This is a genomic window from Aeromonas sp. A04, assembly GCF_047780465.1.
In the GTDB taxonomy this organism is placed as follows: Bacteria; Pseudomonadota; Gammaproteobacteria; order Enterobacterales; family Aeromonadaceae; genus Aeromonas; species Aeromonas bestiarum.
On sequence record NZ_JBLNHP010000013.1, the window covers coordinates 47,261 to 72,770 of the forward strand.

Here is a 25,510-nt window from a genome sequence, read left to right on the forward strand (position 1 = left end):
AGAATGTCGCCATTGCTTAAGGAGAACCACATGATCGACCCGAAGAAACTGGAAGAGATCGCCAAACAGGTGCACAACTCCCTGCCGCCCGGCATTCGCAGCATGGGTGAAGAGGTGGAGAAGAAGATCCGTCAGGTGTTGCAGTCCCAGCTCAACAAGCTGGATCTGGTCAGTCGCGAGGAGTTTGACGTGCAGACCAAGGTGCTGCTGCGCACCCGCGAGAAGCTGACCGCCCTCGAGGCCAAGCTGACGCAGCTGGAACAGCAGCTCGGCGCCAAAGGCGAGTAACAAACGCTGACATCGCCGGCTCGCACGGCGCATAAAACAAACCCCAGCCAGGCTGGGGTTTGTTGTTTCTGGCTCGCCGAAGAGACCCCCGGCTAGCGCTCAGATAAACTCGTAGGCGTCGCCGAAGATACGCTCAGGCTCTGCGCCGAGGATCTTGAACTCCTCCCGCGCCGCGCCGGCCATCTCGAAACGGCCGGCCACATAGATGTCGTAGTCATGCAGACTGACGAAGTCATCCATGATGGCCTTGTGCACCAGCCCCGTCTTGCCGGTCCAGTCGCTTTCAGGCTCCTGCACCACGGGGATGAAGGTCAGCGGTGCATAGTCGCGCGCCCACTGCTGCATCTGCTCCTGTTCATAGAGCCAGTGCGCCTGGCGCACGCCCCAGTAGAAGAACACAGGGCGCTTGCTGCCGGTATCGATCAGGAACTCCAGAATGGAGCGGGCATAGGAGAAGCCGGTTCCCCCCGCCATCAGGATCAACGGACGGGGCGACTCTTCCCGCAGGAAGGCCTTGCCTGCCGCCAGTTCAATCTCTATCTCGCCCTGCTCGCGCATGCGGGCCAGCACCTGACCTGCATAAGCGTTCTCGGGGGTGGCACCGATCTGCAGCTCCAGCACGCCGGGGCGGGTCGGTGAGTTGGCGATGGAGAAGGGGCGCTTGTCCGAATCGCTCATCACCACCAGCAGATACTGGCCCGGCTTGAAGCTGACCGCTTGCTGCGGCGTCAGGGCCACGTGCCAGATGGTGTCGACATATTCGCGCAGTTCCTCTACGCGGCACTTGATACGTTGCATTCTTATCCTTGTGACGGGCTCGCTCGGCCCGCTTTCGCTCATTGATTCACTGTGGACTGACGACCAGTGCAGCTGGTCAGGTTCCCCGAGCATACCCAATTCCGCCCGGAGATCATCAACCTTTTGCACCAGAACGGCGGTGGCACCGCGGATCCTCTGGCTGGCCGGGCATGTTCGACCCGGCCCGAGTGATATAAATCCCAGGCAGCCGGGCCTAGCCGAGAATAGCCAGCTCGTCCCAGATGGCATCCACCTTCTGCTTCACCGCCTCGTCCTGGACTATGGGTTGCCCCCACTCGCGGTTGGTCTCCCCCGGCCACTTGTTGGTGGCATCCAGCCCCATCTTGGAGCCAAGGCCGGAGACGGGCGAGGCGAAGTCCAGATAGTCGATCGGGGTGTGCTCGATCAGGGTGGTATCCCGGGCCGGGTCCATCCGGGTGGTGATGGCCCAGATCACATCCTTCCAGTCGCGGGCGTTGATGTCGTCGTCGCAGACGATCACGAACTTGGTGTACATGAACTGGCGCAGGAAGGACCAGACTCCCAGCATCACCCGCTTGGCATGGCCTGGGTAACGCTTCTTGATGGTCACCACCGCCATCCGGTAGGAGCAGCCTTCCGGCGGCAGGTAGAAGTCCACAATTTCGGGGAACTGCTTCTGCAGCAGCGGCACGAACACCTCGTTCAGCGCCACCCCGAGCACCGCCGGCTCATCGGGCGGTCGGCCCGTGTAAGTGCTGTGATAGATGGCATCGCGACGCATGGTCATGTGGGTGATGGTGAAGACAGGGAACTCGTCCACCTCGTTGTAGTAGCCGGTGTGATCCCCATAAGGCCCTTCGGGAGCCATCTCCCCCGGCTCCAGATAGCCTTCCAGCACGATTTCGGCGCTGGCGGGCACCTCAAGCTCACAGCTCAGCGCCTTCACCACCTCGGTGCGGCTGCCGCGCAGCAGACCGGCAAACGCATATTCGGAGAGAGAGTCAGGCACAGGCGTCACAGCGCCGAGTATGGTCGCAGGATCGGCACCCAGCGCCACCACCACGGGGAAGCGCTCGCCCGGATGAGCTTCCTGCCACTCGCGAAAATCGATGGCACCGCCGCGGTGATCCAGCCAGCGCATGATCAGCTTGTTCTTGCCGATCTTCTGCTGACGGTAGATACCGAGGTTCTGGCGCTTCTTGTAGGGACCGCGGGTGATGGTGAGGCCCCAGGTGACCAGAGGCGCCACATCGCCAGGCCAGCAGTGCTGGATCGGGATCTGGTCCAGATCGACCGCCTCCCCTTCCAGCACCACCTGCTGACAAGGGGCGGAGGAGAGCCGCTTGGTCGGCATGTTGAGCACCTGCTTGAAGATGGGCAGCTTCTCCATCAGCTCCTTTAGGCCGCGCGGCGGCTCGGGCTCCTTCAGATAGGAGAGCCAGACCCCGACCTGGCGCAGGGCGCCGACGTTGGGCTGACCCATGCCCATGGCGACCCGATCCGGGGTACCGAACAGGTTGGTCAGCACCGGCATGCGGTAACCTTTGGGATTTTCGAACAGCAGGGCCGGGCCACCCGCACGCAGGGTGCGATCGCTGATCTCCGTCATTTCCAGATAGGGATCTATCTCGCGGGTGATGCGCTTGAGTTGTCCGTTTTGTTCCAGCTGCGCGATGAAATCACGCAAATCCTTGTATTTCATGCAGGTACCCTGTGTTCAGGCGATGCCGCATTATAACCCTGGCGGGGCGACGGGTGTACCCGTATCGGGCAGCATCACAGGACTTGCATGACGCTTTTCCTGCCGGGTGAGCCGATCGGCGAGCTGGGCCAGCAGCCTGGGTTCATCCATCTGCAACAGCAGACTTGCCACCTGACCGCTGTACTGACGATTGCCGAGCTCGGCCAGCAGGAACTGCTGCGCCGTGTCGGGCAGGGGCGAGAGCTGGCTAAGTTGTTGCAGAGCGGGCAGTTTCAGGCGGCCGTTGCGGCTGGCGGCGATCAGCAGGTCGCTCGCCGCCTGACCCTGGTGAAAACGGGCCACGCTCCGAAGGGCGGCAACGCTGTCGTGATCCACCGGCTGGTGCCACAACTTCTGATAGAGGGCGCTGTCGCCGGTGCGCTCGAGCAGCTGTCGCAGCAGCTGGTTGTCGGGCAGGAAGATGCTCATGGTGGCCAGCTTGCGCGCCTCGCGCTGCAAGACAAAGAGCGGCTGCCGCTCGAGTACCGCCAGCAACACCTGCTGCTGCTGGGCCAGGTCCGGGTTGCGGCTGTTGTAGATCTGTTTGAATTCGAAGCTGTTCTGTTCCAGCAACTGGCGGTAGTTGTCCTGCCAGGCCTGTTGCTGCCAGCGGCTCAGTACCAACCGCGCCGCGGCGGCAAAATCATAGGCGGGCTGCTGGATCAGAAAACCGTCCACCTCCTTCTCCACCAGCCAGCGGGGCGCCTTGACCGACTGGGCGCGCACCCAGGCCAGCAGTTCGGGGGAACTCGCTCTGGGGCTGGCATCCAGGGTGGCCAGCAACCGGCACAGCAGGTATTCCCGCTGGCCCACGGCCAGCGAGTCCAGCAGCGAGTCCATGGCGGCAAACTGCCCCTGCTGCAGACGGCTGCCCAGATAGTCGAGATGGCCCTGCAGCCCTTCATCGGCGACCAGCTCGGACTTGGCCACCGAGGGGGCAGCATGCACCGGCATGCCCATCAGCCAACCGAGCCATATCAGGAGTACCAGCTTCATGACGTCCCTGTCCTTGTGACATCGAGGTTTCATACTACTCAAGCGACCGGAAAATAGATAAACAAAAACCGCGACCTGAGCCGCGGTTTCGTCATTCTCCGACCGGATTACTTCTGTTGACGCCGCATGGAGTCAAAGAATTCGTCGTTGGTCTTGGTGGCAGCCAACTTGTCGATCAGGAACTCTATGCTGTCGATCTCCCCCATGGGGTGAATGATCTTGCGCAGGATCCACATCTTCTGCAGCTCGTCACCGGTAGTCAGCAACTCTTCCTTCCGGGTGCCGGAGCGGGTGATGTCGATGGCCGGGTAGACGCGCTTCTCGGCAATCTTGCGCGAGAGGTGCAGTTCCATGTTGCCGGTACCCTTGAACTCTTCGTAGATAACCTCGTCCATCTTGGAACCGGTATCAACCAGCGCGGTCGCTATGATGGTCAGGCTGCCGCCTTCCTCAACATTACGCGCGGCGCCGAAGAAACGCTTGGGTCTGTGCAGGGCGTTGGCGTCCACACCACCGGTCAGTACCTTGCCGGATGAGGGGATGACGGTGTTGTAGGCACGGGCCAGACGGGTGATGGAGTCCAGCAGGATGACCACATCCTTCTTGTGCTCGACCAGGCGCTTGGCCTTCTCGATCACCATCTCGGCGACCTGGACGTGACGGGATGCCGGCTCGTCGAAGGTGGAAGCAATGACTTCACCCTTCACCATGCGCTGCATCTCGGTCACTTCTTCCGGACGCTCGTCGATCAGCAGGACGATCAGTTCACAGTCCGGGTGGTTGTAGGCGATGCTCTGGGCGATATTCTGCAGCAGCATTGTCTTACCGGCCTTGGGCGGTGCCACGATCAGGCCGCGCTGGCCTTTACCTATGGGGGAAGCCAGGTCCAGCACACGGGCCGTGATATCTTCGGTCGAACCATTGCCCCGTTCCATGCGCAGACGCTCGTTGGCATGCAGGGGGGTCAGGTTTTCGAACAGGATCTTGTTGCGGGCGTTTTCCGGACGGTCGTAGTTGACCTCGTTGACCTTGAGCAGCGCGAAATAACGTTCGCCCTCTTTCGGTGGCCGGATCTTGCCGGAGATGGTATCGCCGGTACGCAAGTTGAAGCGGCGGATCTGGCTCGGGGAGACATAGATATCGTCCGGGCCTGCCAGATAGGAGCCGTCTGCACTGCGCAGGAAGCCAAAACCATCGGTCAGGATTTCCAGCACACCGTCGCCAAAGATATCCTCACCACCCTTGGCATGCGCCTTGAGGATCGCGAAAATAATATCTTTCTTGTGCGCCCGAGCCAGATTTTCTAACCCCATGGATTCGCCAAGCTTGACCAGCTCGGACACAGGAGTGTTCTTTAATTCAGTCAGATTCATAGTGGTGAAAGTCTGTAAGCAAGGATTGAAATGAGGAGACAGTCTGCTGGATTGATGCTGATCGGATTTGATTTGCCGGGCTGTTGTTAAGCAAAGAGTCAGGCAAAAAGGTTAGCAAACGAACGATAAACTAGCACCAATCGGGATGAGCGTCTAGGTGATAAAACACAAGGAGCGCATTATTGCAATGCGCTCCTTTTTGATTATTACAGGTTACCGTCCAGAAACTCTTTCAGCTGAGTCTTGGACAGGGCACCGACCTTGGTCGCTGCCACTTCGCCATTCTTGAACAGCAAGAGGGTCGGAATACCGCGAATGCCATACTTGGGCGGAGTGTCGGCGTTATGGTCGATGTTCAATTTCGCCACTGTCACACGACCGGCATACTCTTGGGCGACTTCGTTCAGGATCGGGGCAATCATCTTGCACGGACCACACCATTCGGCCCAGAAGTCGACCAGAACGGCGCCATCGGCTTTGATTACATCTGCCTCGAAGCTGGCATCGCTCAGCTGAACAATCTTGTCACTCATCTCCAACTCCAGTCAGTAATTAAGGCTTTATTGACGTATCAACAAAGGCAATAGTTGCCCTATTTGAAATGATCCTGTTTATTATTGCAAGCCTAACCTGATAACCTACCGCCATGAGCAAAACACACTTAACGACCGAAAAATTCGCCCAAATGGGCCTCGAACCCGAAGTTCTGGCTGGTCTGGAATCAAAGGGATTTCACTATTGCACGCCCATCCAGGCACTGTCTCTGCCACTGCTGGTAGAAGGCCATGACCTCGCAGGTCAGGCCCAGACAGGAACCGGCAAGACCATTGCCTTCCTGGCCGCGACATTCAACTATTTGCTGACCCACCCGCTGACCAATCCCCGTCTGGTTAACCAACCCAGAGCCATCATAATGGCGCCCACCCGGGAACTGGCAGTACAGATCTACAACGATGCCGACAGCATAGCCGCCTCTACCGGCCTCAAGCTTGGCCTCGCCTACGGCGGCGAAGGTTACGACAAGCAGCTGGCCGTGCTGGAGCAGGGCGTCGACATCCTGATCGGCACCACGGGCCGCATCATCGACTACTTCAAATCCAAGGTCATCGATCTGAGCAACATTCAGGTCGTGGTGCTGGATGAAGCGGATCGCATGTTCGATCTGGGCTTCATCAAGGACATCCGCTTCCTGTTCCGCCGCATGCCGGCGCCGACCGAGCGGCTGAGCATGCTGTTCTCCGCCACCCTCTCCCTGCGGGTGCAGGAGCTGGCCTACGAGCACATGAACCACCCGGAACACGTGCAGGTGGAGCCTGAGCAGATGACGGGCGTGCGCATCAAGGAGGAGCTGTTCTACCCCTCCAACGAAGACAAGATGCTGCTGTTGCTCTCCCTGATGGAAGAAGAGTGGCCGGAAAAGGCCATCGTCTTCGCCAACACCAAGCATGTCTGTGAAGACGTGCATGCGTGGCTGGAGAATGACGGCCACCGCGTCGGTCTGCTGACCGGTGACGTGCCGCAGAAGAAGCGGATGAAGATCCTGGAAGACTTCACCAAGGGAACGCTGGACATCCTGGTCGCCACCGACGTGGCCGCCCGTGGTCTGCACATCCCGGACGTGACCCACGTCTTCAACTACGACCTGCCCGACGACGCCGAGGACTATGTACACCGTATCGGTCGTACCGGTCGTGCCGGCAAGAGCGGTCACTCCATCAGCCTGGCCTGTGAAGACTATGCCTTCAACCTGCCGGCCATCGAGGAGTACATCCACCACCCGATCCCGGTCAGCAAGTATGACCGCGAGGCGCTGCTGGATGACGTGACCGCACCGAAACGGGTCGTTCGCAACCGTCAGCCGGTGAACCGCAACATGCGGGATCGCCAGGGCGGTGGCAACAGCAACAACCGTCGTCGTCCGCCGCGCAAGAGCTGAAGGACAGGCCCAGTTGTACAACTCGCCGCTCTATGCCGCCATCGACCTCGGCTCCAACAGCTTTCATATGCTGGTGGTGCGCGAGGTCGCCGGTGCGCTGCGCACCGTCACCAAGGTCAAGCGCAAGGTTCGCCTCGCCGCCGGGCTCGATCCGGAATTTCGTCTCAGCCGTGCCGCCATGGAGCGGGGCTGGGACTGTCTGCGCCTGTTCTCCGAGCAGTTGCAGGACATTCCGGCCGACAACATCCGGGTGGTGGGCACAGCCACCTTGCGCCTTGCCACCAACGTCGACGAGTTCCTCAGCGAAGCGGAACGGGTGCTCAACCACAGCATAGAGATCATCTCTGGCGAGGAAGAGGCCAAGACCATCTACGAGGGGGTCTCCTGGACCTCTGCCGGGGAAGGCAACCGGCTGGTGATCGACATAGGCGGCGCCAGCACAGAGCTGGTGATCGGCGAGCACAGCGAAGCGAAACTGCTCAACAGCCTGCACATGGGCTGCGTCACCTGGCTCAACAACCACTTCGGTGATGGCGAGCTGAGTGAAGCCCGCTTCGGGCAGGCCATCGCGGCCGCCAAGGCAGTGCTGGAGAAGGTGGCGGAAGATTACCGCACCCTGGGCTGGCGCACCTGTGTCGGCGCTTCCGGCACGGTGCAGGCGCTGCAGGAGATCATGCTGGCGCAAGGGAAGAGCGAGCGGGTCACACTGCCGAAACTGCAGGAGCTGATGGGTCAGGCCATCGCCTGTGGCAGGCTGGACCGGCTGCAGCTGGAAGGGCTGGCGGCCGAGCGGCTGACCGTGTTCCCCTCCGGCCTCGCCATCCTAATCGCCATCTTCGAGACTCTCGGCATCGAGAGCATGACCCTGGCGGGCGGCGCCTTGCGGGAAGGGCTGATCTACGGTCTGCTCGGCAACAATCACGACTGTGATGCCCGGGATCGCACCGCCGACAGCCTGATCAGCCGTTATCAGCTGGACAAGGAACACGCCGAGCGGGTGCGCGACACCGCCATCGAGGCCTTCACCCAGCTGCAGCCGAGCTGGCGCCTCTCGAAACGTTACGGTCGCCCCATCCTGCGTTATGCGGCTCTGCTGCACGAGATTGGCCTGTGCATCGAGTACAAGAAGGCGCCGCAACACGCCGCCTACATCATCGACAACATCGACATGCCTGGCTTCACCCCTGCGCAAAAGAAGCTGTTGTCGGCCCTGCTGTTCAACCAGCGGGACGAATTAAAGCTGGAAACCCTGGAGAAGCAGGGCGCAGTCACCGGTCGGCAGGCGATCCGGCTGGCCCGCATTCTGCGCATCTCGCTGATCCTCTGCATGCGCCGTACCCAGGGCACAGTCCCCAGCTTCACCCTGCAGGCCGATGAAGAGGCGCTGACCCTGACCCTGCCCAAGGGCTGGCTGGATGAGCACTACCTGCGCGCCAGCGAATTGCGACTCGAAGTGGAACGCCAGCAGAAGCTGGGCTGGCCCACCCGCTTGCTGGAAGCCTGATTGGGCCCACGCCCAATCAGCTCCCCTTTTCACCCCGCCTCACCTGTTCCGACAATCCCTTTCGCAGCCACACATGGCTTCATTCAAGACTTATCTTTGATTTCATTGGCTTTTCAGCCCGATCACGCCCCTCCTGATCGTCTTGCATTCCACCCAGTTTCTCCATCTCGGCTAGAGTAGGATCGTCTCTCAAACAGGAATGGACGCCATGAAACCTTTGACTCTGATAGGCCTGACCGCCCTGCTGACTGCCTGCGGTGGCGGCGGCGGTGACAACAACAGCCAGCAGAATGCCCAGCTGTCGCTGGCCTTCTCCGATGCCCCCGTGGATGCGGTCAGCAAGGTCTGCATCGCCGTCTCCAGCATCAGTATTCACCCAGTGACAGGCACCGAGCTGGGCTGGACAACCGCCAGCTTCCTGACCTCGGCCCAGGACGACGGTTGCACGCCGACGGGGGAGACAATTCCCCTCGACAGCGCGGGACATCCCCTATTCACCTACATAGATCTGCTGCAATACCAGGGCTCCGCCAGCCGTCCCCTGCTGGCCAGCCAGAGCGTGGTACCCGGTGACTACAGCCAGATGCGGCTGCGAGTGCTGGATGGACGGGAGGTCAGCAACCAGTTTCTGGGTGGCACCCCCTACTCCTACGTCAAACAGGATGATGGGGTGATCAAGCCGCTGGAGGTGCCCAGCAGCGAGCTCAAGCTGGACGCCTTCACCATAGCCGCCAACGGTCTCAGCGCCTTCACCACAGAGTTCGACCTGCGCCACGCCATGGTGCTGCCGGGCCACGAGCAGTATTACAAGCTCAAGCCCAGAGGGGTGCGGCTGGTGAACAATACCCAGGTCGCCACCGTCAAGGGCACTGTGGCGAGCGGTGCCTGCGGCGGTCAGCTGACCGACAAGGCCTTCGTCTATCTCTATCAGCCGAGAAACGATGACAACTACCCCGACATGGCCGACAGCGACAACGGCTTCTACGCCAGCGCCCCCGTGCAGCCCTTGACCGCGGGTGGCTTTGGCTACGAGCTGGGCTTTGTTGACCTCGGCAATTACGATCTGGCCCTGGTCTGCAATGGCAACGAGGATGATCCCGAGCTGGCAGGCGATCCGCTGCAACTGGAGCAGGTGCTGAAGGGTCAGGCGGTAGTGGCCCCCGCCACCAGCATCAACTTCCAGTAGCGAGAGGCAAGACAGCATGGCAGATTACCAGCCCATCAGCTGTGACCTCTACGACTGGCTGGAGATCGCCGCCAGCTGGCAGTTATCCGTCACGCTCACCACCAGGGCGGGACGGCAATGGGTGGACAAGATCCGCACCATAACAGCCAGCGAGGGCGTCGAGTATCTGCTGCTGGAGAGTGGCGAGCGGCTCAGCCTGGCCGAGCTGGCTAGCCTGAGCCTGGTCTGGCAGGGGGAAGAGAAGCTGATCCGCTTCACCTCCGCCACCTGAACGCCAAACCTAAAAAAGGAGGGCCAACACCTTGTTAGCCCTCCTTTTTTCATCCCGCGACTCAGGCCGGCAGTCAACTCGCTGCCAGCGCCGCCATCACGTAGACATCGAAGCGGTTGCTCTTGGTTTCGATGGCCATGCTGGGTTTGTGCTCATTGAGCCAGCCCGCGTAGTCGGGCCGCTTCACCACCACCCGCTTGTCCGCCATCTTGAGGGCCGCCGGCAACAGGGCATCCGCATCGAGATCCGGCCCCACCAGCGACTGGAACACCCGCATCTCCTTCTTCACCAGCGCCGACTTCTGCTTGTGGGGGAACATGGGGTCGAGATAGACCACCTCGGGCCGCTCGGTCAACGCCAGCAGGTTGTCCACCGCCGGCCCCTGCAGCAGCCGCATCCGCTCGCTGACCCAGGGGCCTATCTCGGGATCCTGCGCCGCCCGCATCAGCCCATCCTGCAGCAGGGCCGCCACCACGGGGCTGCGCTCTATCAGGGTCACCTTGCAGCCGAGGGAGGCCAGCACGAAGGCGTCGCGCCCCAGCCCTGCGGTGGCATCCACCACGGTCGGGGTCGCCCCGGCCTTGAGCCCGACCGCCTTGGCGATGGACTGACCCCGTCCGCCGCCAAACTTGCGGCGATGGGCCACAGCTCCTTCCACGAAGTCCACGTAGACGGCCCCCAGTTTGGGCTCGTCCAGCTTGCGCAGCTCCAGCCGCTCGGGCGTAAACACCAGGGCGAACTGGGGGTAGTCGGTCTGGTCAAGCTGGCTGGCCAGCGCTTGCGCCAGCGCGGCCTTGGCGGGGTCTTCGAGGAGGATTTGCATGGTCTTTGGAGGCGTTCTAAGTTCAGTGAAGGGAGTGTACCACAGCCCCTTTCCATCGCTGTAGGGAGGAAACCCCATGCACCTGCTCATCGCCTTGCTACTCGCCGCCCAGAGCGGCACAGACCTGAAGGTATGCGGGGTGGACTGGCCCCCCTTTTCCTATGCGGAGCAGGGGCGCCTGACCGAGGGGATTTCCATCGAGATCCATCAGGAGGTCGCCCGGCGTCTGGGGATGAAGCTCAGCCTGATCGAGCTGCCATGGGGGCGCTGCGAGCAGTATGTCAGCACCCGGCTCGCCGACGGCATTCTCGACAATGCCCCGCTGCCCGGTTGTCATCACCCCGATCTCGCGACCGCTTTTTATCCCCTGGCCGCCTATGTGCGCACCGACAGCCCCCTGCACAACTTCTCATGGGAGATGGCCAGGGGGATGAAGGTCGGCATGGTGAGGGGCTATGACTACACGGACAAGATCAAGCGCTATGACGGCTGGGTGCCGATCAAGGCGCACTCGGACAAACAGCTGCTGTTGCTGCTCGAAAAGAGCCGGGTCGACATGATCATCCTGGATTACTTCTCAGCCCCCATTCTGTCGAAGGAGCAGGACGTGCCGATCCGCGCGCTCTCCCCCTTCATCGACTCGACCCCGCTCTACCTCTGCTTTGGCGAGCAAAGGGCCGCGCTGCTGCCCGCATACAGCAAGGCACTGCAGCAGATGCTGGAGGAAGGGGTACTGGATCGCATCTACCTGCGTTATCTCGGCGAAGACTATCGGACGCTGAAAAGCAGGCAGGACAAGCTGAAACCGGCGGAGTGATCACCCGCTAGCTGATCTGCAGGAACATGCTCTTGTCGTTGAGTTGCAGGTATTCGATCAGGTCGTCATAGGCCAGCGGGCGGCTGAGCAGGAAGCCCTGGGTGAAGGCACACCCCTTCTGGCAGAGGAAGTTGAGCTGCTCGCGCGTCTCCACCCCCTCGATCACCACCTGCATGCCGAGGTTGTGCACTATGTTGATGATGCCGTCGAGCAGCAGCCTGTCCTGTTCGTTGAACGGGATGTGGCGCACGAAGGCACGGTCAATCTTGACCAGATCCACCGGGAAGTTGCGCAGGTAGTTGAGGGCCGAATAGCCGGTGCCGAAGTCGTCGATGGCCAGCTTGCAGCCCGCCTCGCGCAGGGCATCGATCCGCACCCTGTGCTGATCGCTGGTCTCCATCAGCAGGGATTCGGTGATCTCGATGACGATGTCACAGGGGTCGAGCCCGAAGTGGTGGATCACCTTGAGCCACTCGCTCGCCTCCGGATCTATGGTCTGGAACTCCAGGGTGGAGCGGTTGATGGACATCTGCAGATCCGGGAAGCCGGATTGCTGCAACCGCGCCAGATCCCGGCAGGACTGCCACAGCACCAGCGCCCCCAGCCCCTGGATGAGCCCCGCCTCCTCCGCCAGCGGAATGAAGTCCGCCGGCGAGACCTGACCCCAATGCGGGTGATACCAGCGCACCAGCGCCTCCAGCTTGGCGACCCGGCCGCTGCGGTTGTCCCAGATGGGCTGATAGGCCATGGTCAGCTGCTCCAGCTTGATGGCCTCCGCCAGATCCTGCTGCATCTGATGACGCTGGCGCACCTCTTCGCGCATGGAGGCGCAGTAGGTACCGAGCAGGCGCCCCTGTCGCTTGGCGGCAAACAGCGCCTGTTCGGCGTTGCGCAGCAGCTCGTCGCTCTCGACGCCATCCCCTGGGCAGAGGGTGATGCCTATGGTGGCCGTCACATAGAGGTGCTGATTGGCCAGCATGAAGGGACGGGCGAAGCCGCCTATCACCTGCTTGGCGAACACCTCGGCCTGGCGGCGGTTGACTATGCCGGGCACCAGGAAGGCGAACTCGTCGCCGCCGATGCGGGCCACCAGATCCTCGGTGCGCACCCGGCTCACCAGCCGATCCGACACCTCCCGCAGCAGAGCGTCACCGGCGTGGTGATCCATGCTGTTGTTGACCGCCTTGAAGTTGTTGAGATCCAGCACCATGAGCGCGAAGCGCTCGCCCCGCTCGCAGAAGCGGCTCAGACAGCGACCGAACAGCCAGCGGTTGGGCAGGCCTGTGAGGTTGTCGTAGTTGGCCTGGGCGGCGATCTTCTGCTCCGCCAGCTTGGTCTGGGAGAGATCGCTGAAGATGGCGATGTACTGGCTGATCCTGCCCCCTTCCCGCAGGGTGCTGATCATCAGCTGCTGGGGGTAGAGCTTGCCGTTCTTGCGCTTGTTCCACACCTCGCCACGCCACACCCCCACCCGCTCCAGCGCGTGATACATGTCGGCGTAGAAGGCCTGATCGTGCAGCCCGGACTTGAGCATACTGGGGCGCTGACCGCACACCTCGGTCTCGCTGTAGCCAGTGATCTGCTCGAACGCCGGGTTGACCGAGATGATGCGGCTGTCCGCATCGCACACCAGAATGGCTTCGGAGAGGTTGTCATAGACCCGGTGGGAGAGCTTGAGCTGCTCGGCATGGCGCTTGAGGGGGTCGATATTCTCCAGCACCACCATCAGGTAGTCGGGCTGCAGCTGATCATCCCGCACCAGAGTAACCGTGACCCGGCCCCACAACACCTGACCATCCCGATGCAGGTAGCGCTTCTCCTGGGTGAAGGCGGTACGCTCACCGCGCTTGAGCTCAGCGTAACAGGAGGCACTGCGCAGCCAGTCTTCCGGATGGTTGATCTCGGCGGCGGTACGGTGCAGCAGCTCATTCTGGCTGTAACCCAGCATCTTCTCGATGGCCGGGTTGGTCCAGAGGATCCTGCCATCCAGATCCAGCTTGCCGATCCCCACTGGGGCGTGGGACATCATGGTGTGCAGGAAGTGGTGATACTCGGGCTGGCTCTGCACCGGCAACTGCTGGCACATCAGCGCCAGCTCGCGGCCCGCCAGCGGTGCCAGCAGCCGCAGCAAGCCCATCACCTTGTCCATGTTGGCGAGCGGCTGTTTGAACAGCACGCTGCAGATGCCTATGGTCTCGCCCTGGGCATTCTTGAGGGCCACACCGGCATAGGCCTGAATATGCCAGGCCTGTAGCACGGCGGCATGGGGAAACAGCTGCTGGACCCGATCGCTGAACCAGGCCTCCCCCTCTTGCAGGGTGACTTCCCCCGGGGTGGCGCTGACCGGAAAGCTGAAGTTGGTGGTGTCGAGAGATGCGGGATGGGCGGCGTGCACCTTGAAAAACAGCCCCGCTTGATCCCTACCTGAAATCAGGACGAAGTCGGCCCTGACCGCTGCTGCGATTTCACTCACAAAGGTATCGAAATATCCCTGACCACTCGAATGAGACAGACTTGAGATGATTTGATAGACAGACTCGAGTGCTCGCCTCATGGCAAGGTTCTTTCTCTCCTTGGAAGGTAGAACCCGACTCTACTGAAGAGGCGGGGACAGTGCAAACATGCACTCCGCAAGATATTAAAAAGCCTTGAGAAAAGGGACCAAAAGGTCCCTTTTTATCTCAAAAATCACGCAAGGATCCCACTATGCCGCAAAAGTGTACCTGCTTGAAGCTCACGGCGGCAAAGGGCGCCGGGCCTCAGGCGGCAATCCCGCTATGGCGTAGCAGCGCGTCCACTTTGGGCTCGCGGCCACGGAAGGCACGGAACAGCTCCATCGGCTCCTTGGAGCCACCCTTCTCCAGAATATTCTTCAGGAAGGATTGGCCGGTGGCCGGGTTGAAGATCCCCTCCTCCTCGAAGCGGGAGAAGGCGTCGGCGGAGAGCACCTCGGCCCACTTGTAGCTGTAGTAGCCCGCCGCATAGCCGCCCGCGAAGATGTGGGAGAAACTGTGCTGGAAGCGGTTGAACGCCGGCGGCGTCATCACGGCCACCTGGCTGCGCACTTCACTCAGCAGGGCCGGGATCTGATCCGGCTTGGCCGGGTCAAACTCCTGGTGCAGACGGAAGTCGAACAGGGCGAACTCCAGCTGACGCAGCATCTGCATGGCCGCCTGGAAGTTGCGGGCGGTCAGCATCTTCTCCAGCAGATCCGCGGGCAGCGGCTCGCCGGTTTCATGATGACCGGAGATGAAGGCCAACGCCTCGGACTCCCAGCACCAGTTCTCCAGGAACTGGCTCGGCAGCTCCACCGCATCCCAGGCCACGCCGTTGATACCGGCGACACCAGCCACGTCGATTCGGGTCAGCATATGGTGAATGCCGTGGCCGAACTCGTGGAACAGGGTCACCACCTCGTTGTGGGTGAACAGAGCCGGTTTGCCATCCACAGGGCCGTTGAAGTTGCAGGTCAGATAGGCCACCGGCTTTTGCAGCGAGCCATCCTGACGGTAGCGACGACCCAGGCAGACATCCATCCAGGCCCCGCCCTGCTTGTGCTCGCGGGCATAGAGGTCGAGGTAGAAACTGCCGCGCAGCTCGTCCTCGGCATCGAAGATGTCGTAGAAGCGCACGTCGGGGTGCCAGGTGTCGATGCCGAGGCGCTCGCGCACCTTGATGCCAAACACCCGTCTCACCACCTCGAACAGGCCCTTCACCACCTTGTTGGCGGGGAAGTAGGGGCGCAGTTGCTCGTCGGAGATGGAGAACTTGTGCTGCTTGAGCTTCTCGGCGTAATAGGGCAGATCCCAGGCCGCCAGTTCGCTCTGGCCATGCTGCTCGGCGGCGAAGGTGCGGATCTCCTCCAGCTCGGCCTTGCCCTGTGGCAGGGATTTGGCCGCGAGATCCGAGAGGAAGCCCACTACCTGCTCCGTCTTGTCCGCCATCTTGGTGGCGAGCGACAACTCGGCGTAGTTGCTAAAACCCAGCAGCCGGGCCAGTTCGCGGCGCAGGGAGAGCAGCTCGGTCATGATGGCGGAGTTGTCCCACTTGCCGGCGTTCGGGCCCTGATCCGAGGCGCGGGTGGTGAAGGCCTCATAGAGTTCGGCGCGCAGCTCGCGGTTGTCGGCATACATCATCACCGGCAGGTAGGAGGGAATATCCAGAGTGAACAGCCAGCCCTGCTGACCCTTCTGCTCCGCCAGCTGGCGGGCGGCGGCCTGCGCACTCTGTGGCAGGCCGGTCAGGTCGGCCTCGTCGGTCACCAGTCTGGTCCAGCCCTGGGTCGCATCCAGCACGTTGTTGCTGAAGCGGGAGGCCAGCTCGGAGAGACGGGCCTGGATTTCACCGTAGCGCTGCTGCGCCTCGGCGGGCAGACCGATACCGGACAGGCGAAAATCGCGCAGGGTATTCTGGATCTCCTTGCGCTGGGCACCGCTCAGCAGCGGGAAGTCGTCGCTCTCGGCCAGCTCGCGATAGGCCTGATAGAGGCCCTCATGCTGACCGACATAGGTCTGGAACTCGGACAACAGCGGCAGGCAGGCATCGTGGGCCGCGCGCAGCGCTTCGCTGTTGAGCACGGAGTTGAGATGGCTGACCGGTGACCAGACTCGCGCCAGGCGGTCATTCACCTCTTCCAGCGGCGCGATAAGGCTATCCCAGGTATGGGGGTCACGCTGGGCCAGCACATCGCTGATCTTCTGTTTGCAATCGGCGATGGCCTGCGTCACGGCAGCTTGCACCTGGTCGGGCTGGATCTGGCTGAAAGGGGGCAGCGAGTCCATTGTCAGCAAAGGGTTGTTCATCCTGCGGTACCTCTAAATTCTCTACAGCCCCTGCCGTCCAGAAGCCTGCTTGGACCATCTAAGATGTAGGCAGAAACCTCATTAATCAAGCCTTTGCCGCCGAGAGGCGGGCCAGTTACCCACTTTTCGCGAAAACTTGCTCATTAAATCAGCGACAAGGCGGCCAGAGACGACAATGCCGACCCGGGGGTCGGCATTGTAAGCGAAAGCGCAAGGCGGGCATCAGCGTCTGGCGTCTTCCTGCAGCCACTGCGCCACCCGCTTGGCGAAGTAGGTGAGGATGCCGTCGGCACCGGCCCGCTTGAAGCAGAGCAGGGACTCCATGATGCTCTCCTTCTCCTTCAGCCAGCCGTTCTGGATCGCCGCCATGTGCATGGCGTACTCGCCGCTCACCTGATAGGCAAAGGTCGGCACGCCGAACTGATCCTTCACCTGGCGGATCACGTCCAGATAGGGCATGCCCGGCTTGACCATGACGCTGTCGGCCCCTTCCTGGATATCCAGTGCCACCTCGTGCAAGGCTTCGTTGCTGTTGGCCGGATCCATCTGGTAGGTGGCCTTGTTGCTCTTGCCGAGGTTGCCGGCAGAGCCGACCGCATCGCGGAACGGGCCGTAGTAGCAGGAGGCGTACTTGGCGGAGTAGGCCATGATCTGGGTGTTGATGAAGCCGTTCTCTTCCAGCGCGGCACGGATGGCGCCGATGCGACCGTCCATCATGTCGGACGGCGCCACTATATCGACCCCGGCAGCAGCGTGGGAGAGCGCCTGCTTCACCAGTATTTCCGTGGTGATGTCGTTCAGCACATAGCCTTCGTCATCTATGATGCCGTCCTGACCGTGGGTGGTAAACGGGTCGAGCGCCACGTCCGTGATGACACCCAGCTCGGGGAAGCGGGCCTTGAGGGCGCGGGTCGCCCGCTGGGCCAGACCGTCAGGGCTGTAAGCCTCTTCCGCCAGCAGGCTCTTGCTCTGCAGCGGAGTCACAGGGAACAGGGCGATGGCGGGCACGCCGAGGGCGACCAGCTCTTCGGCTTCCGCCAGCAACAGATCGATGGAGAGACGATCCACCCCCGGCATGGAGGTGACGGCCTCACGGCGGTTCTCCCCCTCCAGCACGAACACGGGATAGATGAGATCGTTGGCGGTCAGTACGTTCTCGCGCACCAGACGGCGGCTGAAATCATGTTTGCGCACCCGGCGCAGGCGGCGACCCGGAAAGGCGCCAGGAAGTGTTGTAGCCATGAATCACTCCAAAAGAGGAAGTTGGAAGAACGCGGCGGAGGTGGCCCGGGTGTGGGCCAGCAAGGCCTCGGGCGCTTCACCACGGCAAGCCGCCACCACCTGGGCGATGTGCGGCAAAAAAGCGGGTTCGTTACGCTTGGGTCTGGGTTTCAGATCCCGCGGCACCAGATAGGGGGCATCGGTTTCTATCATCAGCCGACCGGCCGGAATGCGGGCCACCTGCTCGCGCAGCAGCTGACCGCGGCGCTCGTCACAGAGCCAGCCGGTCACCCCTATATGCAGCCCGAGCGCCAGACACTCGTCCAGCTCCTCGTCGGAGCCGGTGAAGCAGTGCAGCACGGCCCCCGGCAGCTTGGGCAGCCAGGGACGCAGGATCTCGATGAACCTGGCGTGGGCATCTCGGCAGTGCAGAAACACCGGCATCCCGAGCTCGGCCGCCAGGGCCAGCTGGGCGTCGAATACCGCATCCTGTACCGGACGGGGAGAGAAGTCCCGGTTGTAGTCGAGACCGCACTCGCCGATGGCCACCACCTGCGGCAAGGCCGCCAGCGCACGCAATGCGGGCAGGGTCTGCTCATCGACGCTCTTGGCATCGTGGGGATGCACACCCGCGGTGGAGAAGCAGTAACCCGGCCACAGCGCAGCCAAGTCAGCGCTTTCGCGGCTGCCGACCAGATTGGTACCGGTCAGGATCAGCGCCTCGACCCCGGCGGCGCGGGCGCGGGCCACCAGTGCTGGCTGTTCACCGGCAAACTGGCTGCTGGTGAGGTTGAGACCAATGTCGATCATGGGATGAGACGTTCCGAACAAAAGGAATACATATCAGGTATTTGAAAACCATCTACTCAATGGGGCATCACCATACGCCTCGAACGAGGGTATGAAAAGAGGAAGGGAGCCTCAGCTCCCCTCTTCCGTTTGTTCCTGTTGCTCCTCTTCCTTCACGTAGAAACGGGCGAAGAACAGACCTATCTCCCACAAGGCCCACATGGGGATGGCGAGCAGGGTCTGGGAGAAGACATCGGGCGGAGTCAGCAACATGCCGACCACGAACACCCCGACGATGACGTAAGGGCGTTTCTCCCTCAGGCTCTTGGGGGTGGTCACCCCGGTCCAACACAGCAGTATGGTGGCCACCGGGATCTCGAACGCCACCCCGAACGCGAAGAACAGGGTGAGCACGAAGTCCAGATAGCTGGCGATGTCGGTCGCCACCGTCACCCCGGCGGGCGCGGTACTGGTGAAGAAACCGAACACCAGCGGGAACACCACATAGTAGGCAAACGCCATGCCGCTGTAGAACAACACGGCAGTGGAGACGACCAACGGCATGATGAGACGCCGCTCATGCTTGTACAGACCGGGGGCGATGAAGGCCCAGGCCTGATACAGCAGATAGGGGATCGCCACGAAGAAGGAGACCACCAGGGTCAGCTTGATCGGCGTCAGGAAGGGGGTCGCCACATCCGTCGCTATCATGCTGGTGCCTGCCGGCAACTGACTGAGCAGCGGCTGGGCCACGAAGTCGTAGATGTTGTTGGAAAAATAGATCAGCGCGATGAACACCAGCAGGACGGCCGAGATGGACCGCAGCAAGCGGGTTCTCAGCTCGACCAGATGGGTGATCAGGGGTTGTTCGGCCTGACTCATGGCTTCACCTCCCCTTGCTCGACACGCAGCTCTGCACCCTGGACAGGGATCATGGCGGTTTCCTCGTCATGAGCCGCCGTCACGGCTGGTTGCTCGGATGTATCTTCCTGCACCTCGGCAACGGCCGGGGCGGGGCGGATGGTGTTTTGCTGTTCGTAAGGGCGGGTCACCGATTGTGCGGCCGCTTTCAGCTGCTCGATAGACTCCTGCAACTCGGGGCTCAGGTTGTTCATCTGCAACTGTTCGGCCTTCTTCAGGTCGTTGTGCAGATCCTGCAACTTGAGCTCCTGCTCCAGCTCGGACTTGACCGAGTTGGCAGTGCTGCGGATCAGCCTGATCCAGTGGCTGGCGGTACGGATCGCCACGGGCAGCCGTTCGGGACCGAGCACCACCAGGGCGACGACACCGATGACAACCAGCTCCCAGAAACCGATATCGAACATGGCTTAGGCCTGATCTTTATCTTTCTGCTTGGCGGTCTCGGCACTATTGGCCGCTTCGTTCAGCTGCTTGGGAGGAAACTCGGCATCTTTCTGCTCGGGTTTGCCATCGGTCGGCTCATCAGACAACGCCTTCTTGAAACCCTTGACGGCCGCACCCAGATCGCCGCCGATCCCGCGCAGCTTCTTGGTACCGAACAGCAGCACGACTATGACTGCGATGATCAACAACTGCCAAATACTGATACCACCCATGATATGTCTCCAAGTCCAACATTGACGCTAAGGTATGCGAGTGTGTTATTAACGATCACGATGCTGATACCAGCCCGTAATTTCTTCAAAACTGACGCCAAACTGCACGAGTGCGTTATTGGCGAGAGCGGGCCTTGAACCAGCCCAACAGCCAGCATAAACCGGTGCCGGCCAGGCTGATTTGTCCCCACTCAATGTATTGTTTTTGGGTCAGCAAGAATACACCCGCCAATAGCAGGCTGGCTCCAACCCCTAAGAGGTAGCGAGCCTGTCCCTGTCGACGGCTGTGACGGCGAAAATCGGCAAACATCTGATCGAAGTGGCGCTGCTGGTGGCGGGTCTGGCGCAGGGTCTCATAGACCAGCTCAGGCAATTCAGGCAGTTTCTCCGCCCAGAATGGCGCCTTCTCCTTGATGGCATTCCACACGGCTTTCGGCCCGACCTGCTCGTGCATCCAGTTTTCCAGATAGGGCTTGGCGGTCTGCCACAGGTCCAGCTGGGGATAGAGCTGACGACCCAACCCCTCCACATAGAGCAATGTCTTCTGCAACAGCACCAATTGCGGCTGCACCGCCATGTTGAAGCGACGGGCGGTGTTGAACAGATTGAGCAGCACGTGGCCGAACGAGATCTCGGACAGCGGCTTCTCGAAGATGGGTTCCAGCACGGTGCGGATGGCGAATTCGAACTCGTCCACCTTGGTGTCTGGCGGTACCCAGCCGGACTCCACGTGCAGCTCGGCCACCCGGCGATAGTCGCGGTTGAAGAAGGCGAGGAAGTTCTCGGCCAGGTAGCGTTTGTCTTCCCGGTTGAGGGTACCGACTATGCCGCAGTCGATGCCGATCCAGAGCGGATTGTCGGGATGTTCATAGGAGACGAAGATGTTGCCGGGATGCATGTCGGCGTGGAAGAAGCTGTCGCGGAACACCTGGGTGAAGAAGACCTCCACCCCGCGCTCGGCCAGCAGCTTCATGTTGGTGCCGTTGGCTTCCAGCGCCGGAATGTCGGAAACCGGTATGCCGTAGATGCGCTCCATCACCAGCACATGCTCACGGCAGTGTTCGGTGAACACCTCGGGCACGTAGAGGGCATCTGAGCCGGTGAAGTTGCGGCGCAACTGGATGGCGTTGGCGGCTTCGCGCATCAGGTTCAGCTCGTCGAGTATGGTCTTGCGATACTCTTCCACCACCTCGATGGGGCGCAAGCGCGCGCTCTGGGGCACGAAGCGGGCCACCAGGCGGGCCAGGGTCTGCATCAGGCGCAGATCGGCCTCTATGACCGGCTCTATGTCTGGGCGGATCACCTTGATGACGATCTCGCGGCCATTTTCCTTCAATCGACCCGTGTGTACCTGGGCGATGGAGGCCGACGCCAGCGGCGTCTCGTCGAAGTCGTCAAATAGAGTCTCGATGGCGCAGCCCAGGCTCTCTTCGATCTTGAGGCGCGCCGCCTGACCGCAGAAAGGTGGCACCCTGTCCTGCAACAGGGCCAGCTCTTCGGCGATATCCGGCGGCAGCAGATCGCGCCGGGTCGACAGCATCTGGCCGAACTTGATGAAGATGGGACCGAGCGCCTCGAAGGCGAGGCGAATGCGGGCGCCGCGACTCAGCCCCTGCTGCTTGTTCTTGAGCCAGAACAGGCTGCGGCGGGCCAGACGACCCGGCCAGGGCTGATAGCGGGCAGGCACGAGTTCATCTATGCCCTGCTCCAGCAGGATGCTGATGATGCGATAGAGGCGCTTGAACTCCTTCGGGGTCATCAGGCTACCTGCTGTTCGAAGCGGGCCAGCCGCAGCTCGACCGCTTTCATCCGTTGTGCCAGCAGCTCGACATCGTCGTTGAAGCTCGCCACTTCCAGCGGACCGGGCGCGAGGCGGATCTCTTCGGTCAGGTATTCCGCCAGCTGGCTGCGGGAGCGGCACAGCTCGCGCCCCAGCACGCGGCGCGCCTGACGGGCACCACTGAACAGGGTGTGGGCCAGCACGTCGCCGGTATAGCGCGACAGCTCCTCTTCCCAGTCGATGTCCAGCTCGCCCAGCAAGACGCTGAACGCCTGCACCAGCTGGGGATCGCCGCTCAGATCCAGCTTCTCCTCACGGATGTAGCGAGTCAGGGCGGAAGGGTCTTTCAGCAGGCCCAGCGCCGTCAGCGACAGACTGAGCACGGCATCGGCCTCGCCTTCGTGGCGGGCCAGCACATCCAGCCGGCGATCGGAGAAGACAAACCAGAGCGGCTTGAGCTCACGCAGCTCCAGCTTGAGCACCTTGCCCGTCAGCTTGCGCAACCGTTCCTGACTCTGCTTGTCGAGCGTCAGCAACTGGTTGAGGCTGGTTTCGATCACGGCGGTGACCATGGCATCCATCGGCATAGGCGACCTTAAAACTTGTAACCACGGTGCAGGGCAACCACACCCTGGGTCAGGTTGTAGAACTCGACCTGCTCAAAACCGACATTCTCCATCATTCCCTTCAGGGTCTGCTGATCCGGGTGCATGCGGATGGATTCCGCCAGATATTTGTAGCTTTCACCGTCGTTCGCGACGATTTCACCCATTTTCGGCAGCAGTTTGAAGGAGTAGAGATCGTACAGCTTGGCGATCACCTCGCTGGCGGGCTTGGAGAACTCCAGCACCAGCAGACGGCCGCCCGGCTTCAGCACCCGGAACATGGAGGCCAGCGCCTTGTCCTTGTCGGTGACGTTGCGCAGGCCAAAGCCGATGGTAATGACATCGAAGTGGTTGTCCGGGAAGGGCAACGCCTCGGCGTTGGCCTGTACGTAGGAGACGTTGTTCGCCACTCCCAGGTTGCGCAGCTTGTCGCGGCCCACCTTGAGCATGGAGTCATTGATATCCGCCAGTACCACCTGACCGGTTTCGCCGACGATACGGGAGAACTTGGCGGTCAGATCACCGGTGCCACCGGCCAGATCCAGCACCTTCTGGCCCTTGCGCACACCGGAGCAATCGATGGTGAAGCGCTTCCACAGGCGGTGGATGCCGAACGACATCAGATCGTTCATCAGATCATACTTGGCTGCCACCGAATGAAAGACGCCGGCGACCAGGGTTTCCTTCTCGGTCGCGGCCACGGTTTTAAAGCCAAAATGCGTTGTCGTAGTCTGTTCTGACATCCCTTAAACACCCATAGAGCAAAGAATGGTCGCCAGTTTACCAGAGCCAATGGCGTGCGGACACCTTAAACCCGGCTGGCAACCAACTGCATGCCCAGCAACACCATGGCCAGACAGAGGAAAAGGTTGAGGCCTATATTGAGCACCGCCTTCAGGTAGGCGCCCTGCTGGGCCAGCACCACAGTATCCAGCGCGAAGGAGGAGAAGGTGGTTAGAGCCCCAAGGATCCCCACCATCAGCAGCGGTTTCATCGGGTGTTCCACCACATGACCCTGACTGATGAGCGCAAAGGCGATACCCATGATGAAAGAGCCCACCACATTGACCACCAGAGTCCCGTAAGGAAAATGGCGCCCCAGCAGCAAGGCCATCAGTTCAGCAATCCCAAAACGAAGGCAGGCGCCGATGGCGCCCCCTGCAGCAACATAGAACCAGGTTTGCATGGTGTCACTCCCTCAGGGTCAGGCCGCCATTATGTCGCAATGGCGGCCCTTGTGCCCAGAGGCGGAACTAATCGTCATCCAGCCTGATTGAAAACTCAGCGGCGGAAGTCGATCGGCTCGGGCTGACCCAGCACGATTTCAGTTTGTGCCGGGCGGGTCTGGGCAATTACCTTGCCGTGACGGATTGAATAGCGCACCGGCACCTGACGGCGCACCGCATCAAAGCCATTCTCGGCGGGCAGGATCAGCAGATTGGCCGGCTTGCCCACCTCGATGCCATAGCGATCCTGCACGTTCAGGGTGCGGGCGCTGTGGCTGCTGATGAGCTTCAAACCGTCATTGATCTGCTCATAACCCATGATCTGACACACATGCAGCCCCATGTGCAGCACCTGCAGCATGTTGGCGGTGCCCATGGGATACCAGGGATCGAACACATCATCGTGGCCGAAGCAGACATTGATGTTGGCCTCCAGCATCTCCTTCACCCGGGTAATGCCACGACGCTTGGGATAGGTATCGAACCGTCCCTGCAGGTGGATGTTCACCAGCGGATTGGCCACGAAGTTGAGGTCCGCCATCTTGAGCAGCCGGAACAAGCGGGAAGCATAGGCTCCGTTGTAAGAGTGCATGGCGGTGGTGTGGCTGGCGGTCACCCTATGGCCCATGCCGCGCTCGTAGGCTAGGGTCGCCAGTGTCTCGATAAAGCGGGACTGCTCGTCATCGATCTCGTCGCAGTGCACATCGACCAGAACCTGATACTTCTCGGCAAGATCGAAGATGTAATGCAGACTTTCGACCCCGTATTCCCGGGTAAACTCGAAATGGGGTATGGCGCCGATCACGTCGGCTCCCAGCCTGAGCGCCTCTTCCAGCAACGCCTTGCCGTTGGGGTAGGAGAGGATCCCCTCCTGCGGGAAGGCGACGATCTGCAGCTCGACCCACTCCTTCATCTCCTCCTTCACCTCCAGCATGGCTTTCAGGGCAACCAGATTCGGATCGGAGACATCGACATGGGTGCGGACAAACTGTATGCCGTTGGCGATCTGCCACTTCAGCGTCTGGATGGCGCGCTGTTTCACATCTTCATGGGTCAGCAGCGCCTTGCGCTCGGCCCAGCGCTCGATCCCCTCGAACAGGGTACCGGACAGGTTCCAGCTCGGCTCCCCGGCTGTCTGGGTAGTATCGAGGTGAATATGAGGCTCGATAAAGGGGGCCATGGCCAGACCCTCCTCCCCATCCAGCTCCCGGGTAGACAGGAGAGGCTGGCTCATGGGGGCTATGGTCCGGATCAGGCCATCCTGGCACAGGATCTGCCACAATCCTTCTCTGCCAGCCAGACGCACATTCTTTATCAGCATGTTTTTCTTCCTTTTTCTGACACCAACTACCTTTTCCAATCCACAACTTAGCTTGGATCAATTTAATAGAAAAGCGTTCATATTGAATACATATGAGACTGCTACTATTGATAAACAGCAACAATAAAGGGAGTTAATTGGGATGAAAGCAGGATTGACCGAGATCGGCAGCGCTGGTCTGTTTCACGAATATCTGCAGACGCTGGGTATCAACAAGCCGCCGTTGACCTCGATCGACAAGCAGTGGGAATACAAGCTCAACGAACGACTGGTCGCAGCTATCCAGATAGAAGCCTCGGGGCAGGCCCGCTTCTATCTCGATGCCAGACAGATTTCGGTAAACTAAGAAAGACGAATACAAAAAAGCCTCCCGATTGGGAGGCTTTAATATTTACTGGTGCTGATACCCAGAGTCGAACTGGGGACCTCATCCTTACCAAGGATGCGCTCTACCAACTGAGCCATATCAGCACA

25 protein-coding genes and 1 tRNA gene are annotated in these 25,510 nt (G+C 61.0%); 7 read left to right on the plus strand and 19 right to left on the minus strand.

Annotated features, from left to right (window positions below; genetic code table 11):
* Window positions 1-30 precede the first annotated feature (30 nt).
* The gene (gene ubiK, locus ACM3N8_RS21475) at window positions 31-288 is read left to right on the plus strand and encodes a ubiquinone biosynthesis accessory factor UbiK (protein ID WP_042867376.1); all 258 of its coding nucleotides are present in this window, start codon (window positions 31-33) and stop codon (window positions 286-288) included.
* A 99-nt stretch (window positions 289-387) separates the two neighbouring features.
* On the opposite strand, the gene fre is transcribed toward ubiK, so the two are convergent.
* The 5 genes from fre to trxA form a co-directional block, all read right to left on the minus strand.
* Window positions 388-1,086: an NAD(P)H-flavin reductase gene (fre, locus tag ACM3N8_RS21480; protein WP_043135798.1), complete on the minus strand. Its 699-nt coding sequence runs from the start codon at window positions 1,084-1,086 to the stop codon at window positions 388-390.
* A 214-nt stretch (window positions 1,087-1,300) separates the two neighbouring features.
* Complete coding sequence (ubiD, locus tag ACM3N8_RS21485; RefSeq protein WP_043135797.1) at window positions 1,301-2,770, minus strand: 4-hydroxy-3-polyprenylbenzoate decarboxylase; 1,470 nt, start codon at window positions 2,768-2,770, stop codon at window positions 1,301-1,303.
* A gap of 30 nt (window positions 2,771-2,800) precedes the next feature.
* Window positions 2,801-3,805: a hypothetical protein gene (locus tag ACM3N8_RS21490; protein WP_290019703.1), complete on the minus strand. Its 1,005-nt coding sequence runs from the start codon at window positions 3,803-3,805 to the stop codon at window positions 2,801-2,803.
* Between the two features lie 107 nt (window positions 3,806-3,912).
* A complete protein-coding gene (rho, locus tag ACM3N8_RS21495) occupies window positions 3,913-5,178 on the minus strand; it encodes a transcription termination factor Rho (RefSeq protein WP_042036072.1) in 1,266 nt (421 codons plus the stop codon).
* Window positions 5,179-5,384: 206 nt separating this feature from the next.
* The gene (gene trxA / locus ACM3N8_RS21500) at window positions 5,385-5,711 is read right to left on the minus strand and encodes a thioredoxin TrxA (RefSeq protein WP_005307306.1); all 327 of its coding nucleotides are present in this window, start codon (window positions 5,709-5,711) and stop codon (window positions 5,385-5,387) included.
* A 113-nt stretch (window positions 5,712-5,824) separates the two neighbouring features.
* Here trxA and rhlB point away from each other — a divergent pair, with 113 nt between their 5' ends.
* The 4 genes from rhlB (at window position 5,825) to ACM3N8_RS21520 (ending at window position 10,075) form a co-directional block, all read left to right on the plus strand.
* Window positions 5,825-7,114, plus strand: a complete 1,290-nt coding sequence (gene rhlB / locus ACM3N8_RS21505) for an ATP-dependent RNA helicase RhlB (RefSeq protein WP_042867371.1) — start codon at window positions 5,825-5,827, stop codon at window positions 7,112-7,114.
* A gap of 13 nt (window positions 7,115-7,127) precedes the next feature.
* Window positions 7,128-8,618, plus strand: coding sequence for a guanosine-5'-triphosphate,3'-diphosphate diphosphatase (gppA, locus tag ACM3N8_RS21510; protein ID WP_043135795.1), 1,491 nt, complete (start codon window positions 7,128-7,130; stop codon window positions 8,616-8,618).
* Between the two features lie 208 nt (window positions 8,619-8,826).
* Window positions 8,827-9,804: a DUF4382 domain-containing protein gene (locus ACM3N8_RS21515; RefSeq protein WP_290066487.1), complete on the plus strand. Its 978-nt coding sequence runs from the start codon at window positions 8,827-8,829 to the stop codon at window positions 9,802-9,804.
* 16 nt (window positions 9,805-9,820) lie between these two features.
* Entirely contained in the window at window positions 9,821-10,075 is a 255-nt protein-coding gene (locus ACM3N8_RS21520; protein ID WP_290019700.1) for a Rho-binding antiterminator, read from the plus strand.
* A 73-nt stretch (window positions 10,076-10,148) separates the two neighbouring features.
* Here ACM3N8_RS21520 and ACM3N8_RS21525 read toward each other — a convergent pair whose 3' ends face one another.
* Window positions 10,149-10,898, minus strand: a complete 750-nt coding sequence (locus ACM3N8_RS21525; RefSeq protein WP_043557290.1) for a class I SAM-dependent methyltransferase — start codon at window positions 10,896-10,898, stop codon at window positions 10,149-10,151.
* Between the two features lie 76 nt (window positions 10,899-10,974).
* On the opposite strand from ACM3N8_RS21525, the gene ACM3N8_RS21530 reads away from it, so the two are divergent.
* Window positions 10,975-11,715 carry a substrate-binding periplasmic protein gene (locus tag ACM3N8_RS21530; RefSeq protein WP_290019699.1) on the plus strand — a complete coding sequence of 247 codons (741 nt, stop codon included), beginning with the start codon at window positions 10,975-10,977 and terminating at the stop codon, window positions 11,713-11,715.
* Window positions 11,716-11,722: 7 nt separating this feature from the next.
* Here ACM3N8_RS21530 and ACM3N8_RS21535 read toward each other — a convergent pair whose 3' ends face one another.
* The 12 genes from ACM3N8_RS21535 to ACM3N8_RS21590 form a co-directional block, all read right to left on the minus strand.
* The gene (locus ACM3N8_RS21535) at window positions 11,723-14,269 is read right to left on the minus strand and encodes a putative bifunctional diguanylate cyclase/phosphodiesterase (RefSeq protein ID WP_416016576.1); all 2,547 of its coding nucleotides are present in this window, start codon (window positions 14,267-14,269) and stop codon (window positions 11,723-11,725) included.
* 205 nt (window positions 14,270-14,474) lie between these two features.
* Window positions 14,475-16,517, minus strand: coding sequence for an oligopeptidase A (gene prlC, locus ACM3N8_RS21540; RefSeq protein WP_416016577.1), 2,043 nt, complete (start codon window positions 16,515-16,517; stop codon window positions 14,475-14,477).
* 222 nt (window positions 16,518-16,739) lie between these two features.
* Entirely contained in the window at window positions 16,740-17,759 is a 1,020-nt protein-coding gene (gene hemB / locus ACM3N8_RS21545; RefSeq protein WP_043557294.1) for a porphobilinogen synthase, read from the minus strand.
* Window positions 17,760-17,762: 3 nt separating this feature from the next.
* Window positions 17,763-18,548, minus strand: a complete 786-nt coding sequence (locus tag ACM3N8_RS21550) for a TatD family hydrolase (protein WP_290019696.1) — start codon at window positions 18,546-18,548, stop codon at window positions 17,763-17,765.
* A gap of 111 nt (window positions 18,549-18,659) precedes the next feature.
* Window positions 18,660-19,409 carry a twin-arginine translocase subunit TatC gene (tatC, locus tag ACM3N8_RS21555; RefSeq protein ID WP_042867359.1) on the minus strand — a complete coding sequence of 250 codons (750 nt, stop codon included), beginning with the start codon at window positions 19,407-19,409 and terminating at the stop codon, window positions 18,660-18,662.
* The gene (gene tatB, locus ACM3N8_RS21560) at window positions 19,406-19,852 is read right to left on the minus strand and encodes a Sec-independent protein translocase protein TatB (protein WP_241280894.1); all 447 of its coding nucleotides are present in this window, start codon (window positions 19,850-19,852) and stop codon (window positions 19,406-19,408) included. The genes tatC and tatB overlap by 4 nt, the downstream gene beginning before the upstream one ends.
* Before the next feature lie 3 nt (window positions 19,853-19,855).
* Window positions 19,856-20,104, minus strand: a complete 249-nt coding sequence (gene tatA / locus ACM3N8_RS21565) for a Sec-independent protein translocase subunit TatA (RefSeq protein WP_043135785.1) — start codon at window positions 20,102-20,104, stop codon at window positions 19,856-19,858.
* 115 nt (window positions 20,105-20,219) lie between these two features.
* Window positions 20,220-21,863 (minus strand): ubiquinone biosynthesis regulatory protein kinase UbiB, encoded by a 1,644-nt coding sequence (gene ubiB, locus ACM3N8_RS21570; protein ID WP_098981275.1) that lies wholly within the window; start codon window positions 21,861-21,863, stop codon window positions 20,220-20,222.
* Window positions 21,863-22,471 (minus strand): SCP2 domain-containing protein, encoded by a 609-nt coding sequence (locus ACM3N8_RS21575; protein ID WP_043135884.1) that lies wholly within the window; start codon window positions 22,469-22,471, stop codon window positions 21,863-21,865. Before ACM3N8_RS21575 ends, ubiB begins: the two co-directional genes overlap by 1 nt.
* Before the next feature lie 8 nt (window positions 22,472-22,479).
* Entirely contained in the window at window positions 22,480-23,232 is a 753-nt protein-coding gene (gene ubiE / locus ACM3N8_RS21580; protein WP_042867354.1) for a bifunctional demethylmenaquinone methyltransferase/2-methoxy-6-polyprenyl-1,4-benzoquinol methylase UbiE, read from the minus strand.
* A 65-nt stretch (window positions 23,233-23,297) separates the two neighbouring features.
* Window positions 23,298-23,675, minus strand: coding sequence for a fluoride efflux transporter CrcB (gene crcB / locus ACM3N8_RS21585; protein WP_290019694.1), 378 nt, complete (start codon window positions 23,673-23,675; stop codon window positions 23,298-23,300).
* A 95-nt stretch (window positions 23,676-23,770) separates the two neighbouring features.
* On the minus strand, window positions 23,771-25,036 hold the full coding sequence (locus tag ACM3N8_RS21590) for a cytosine deaminase (RefSeq protein WP_290019693.1): 1,266 nt from the start codon (window positions 25,034-25,036) through the stop codon (window positions 23,771-23,773).
* A 142-nt stretch (window positions 25,037-25,178) separates the two neighbouring features.
* Between ACM3N8_RS21590 and ACM3N8_RS21595 the strand changes: the two genes are divergently transcribed.
* Window positions 25,179-25,382 carry a hypothetical protein gene (locus ACM3N8_RS21595; protein WP_290019692.1) on the plus strand — a complete coding sequence of 68 codons (204 nt, stop codon included), beginning with the start codon at window positions 25,179-25,181 and terminating at the stop codon, window positions 25,380-25,382.
* A 49-nt stretch (window positions 25,383-25,431) separates the two neighbouring features.
* On the opposite strand, the gene ACM3N8_RS21600 is transcribed toward ACM3N8_RS21595, so the two are convergent.
* A tRNA-Thr gene (locus tag ACM3N8_RS21600) sits at window positions 25,432-25,507 on the minus strand.
* Window positions 25,508-25,510: the final 3 nt, after the last annotated feature.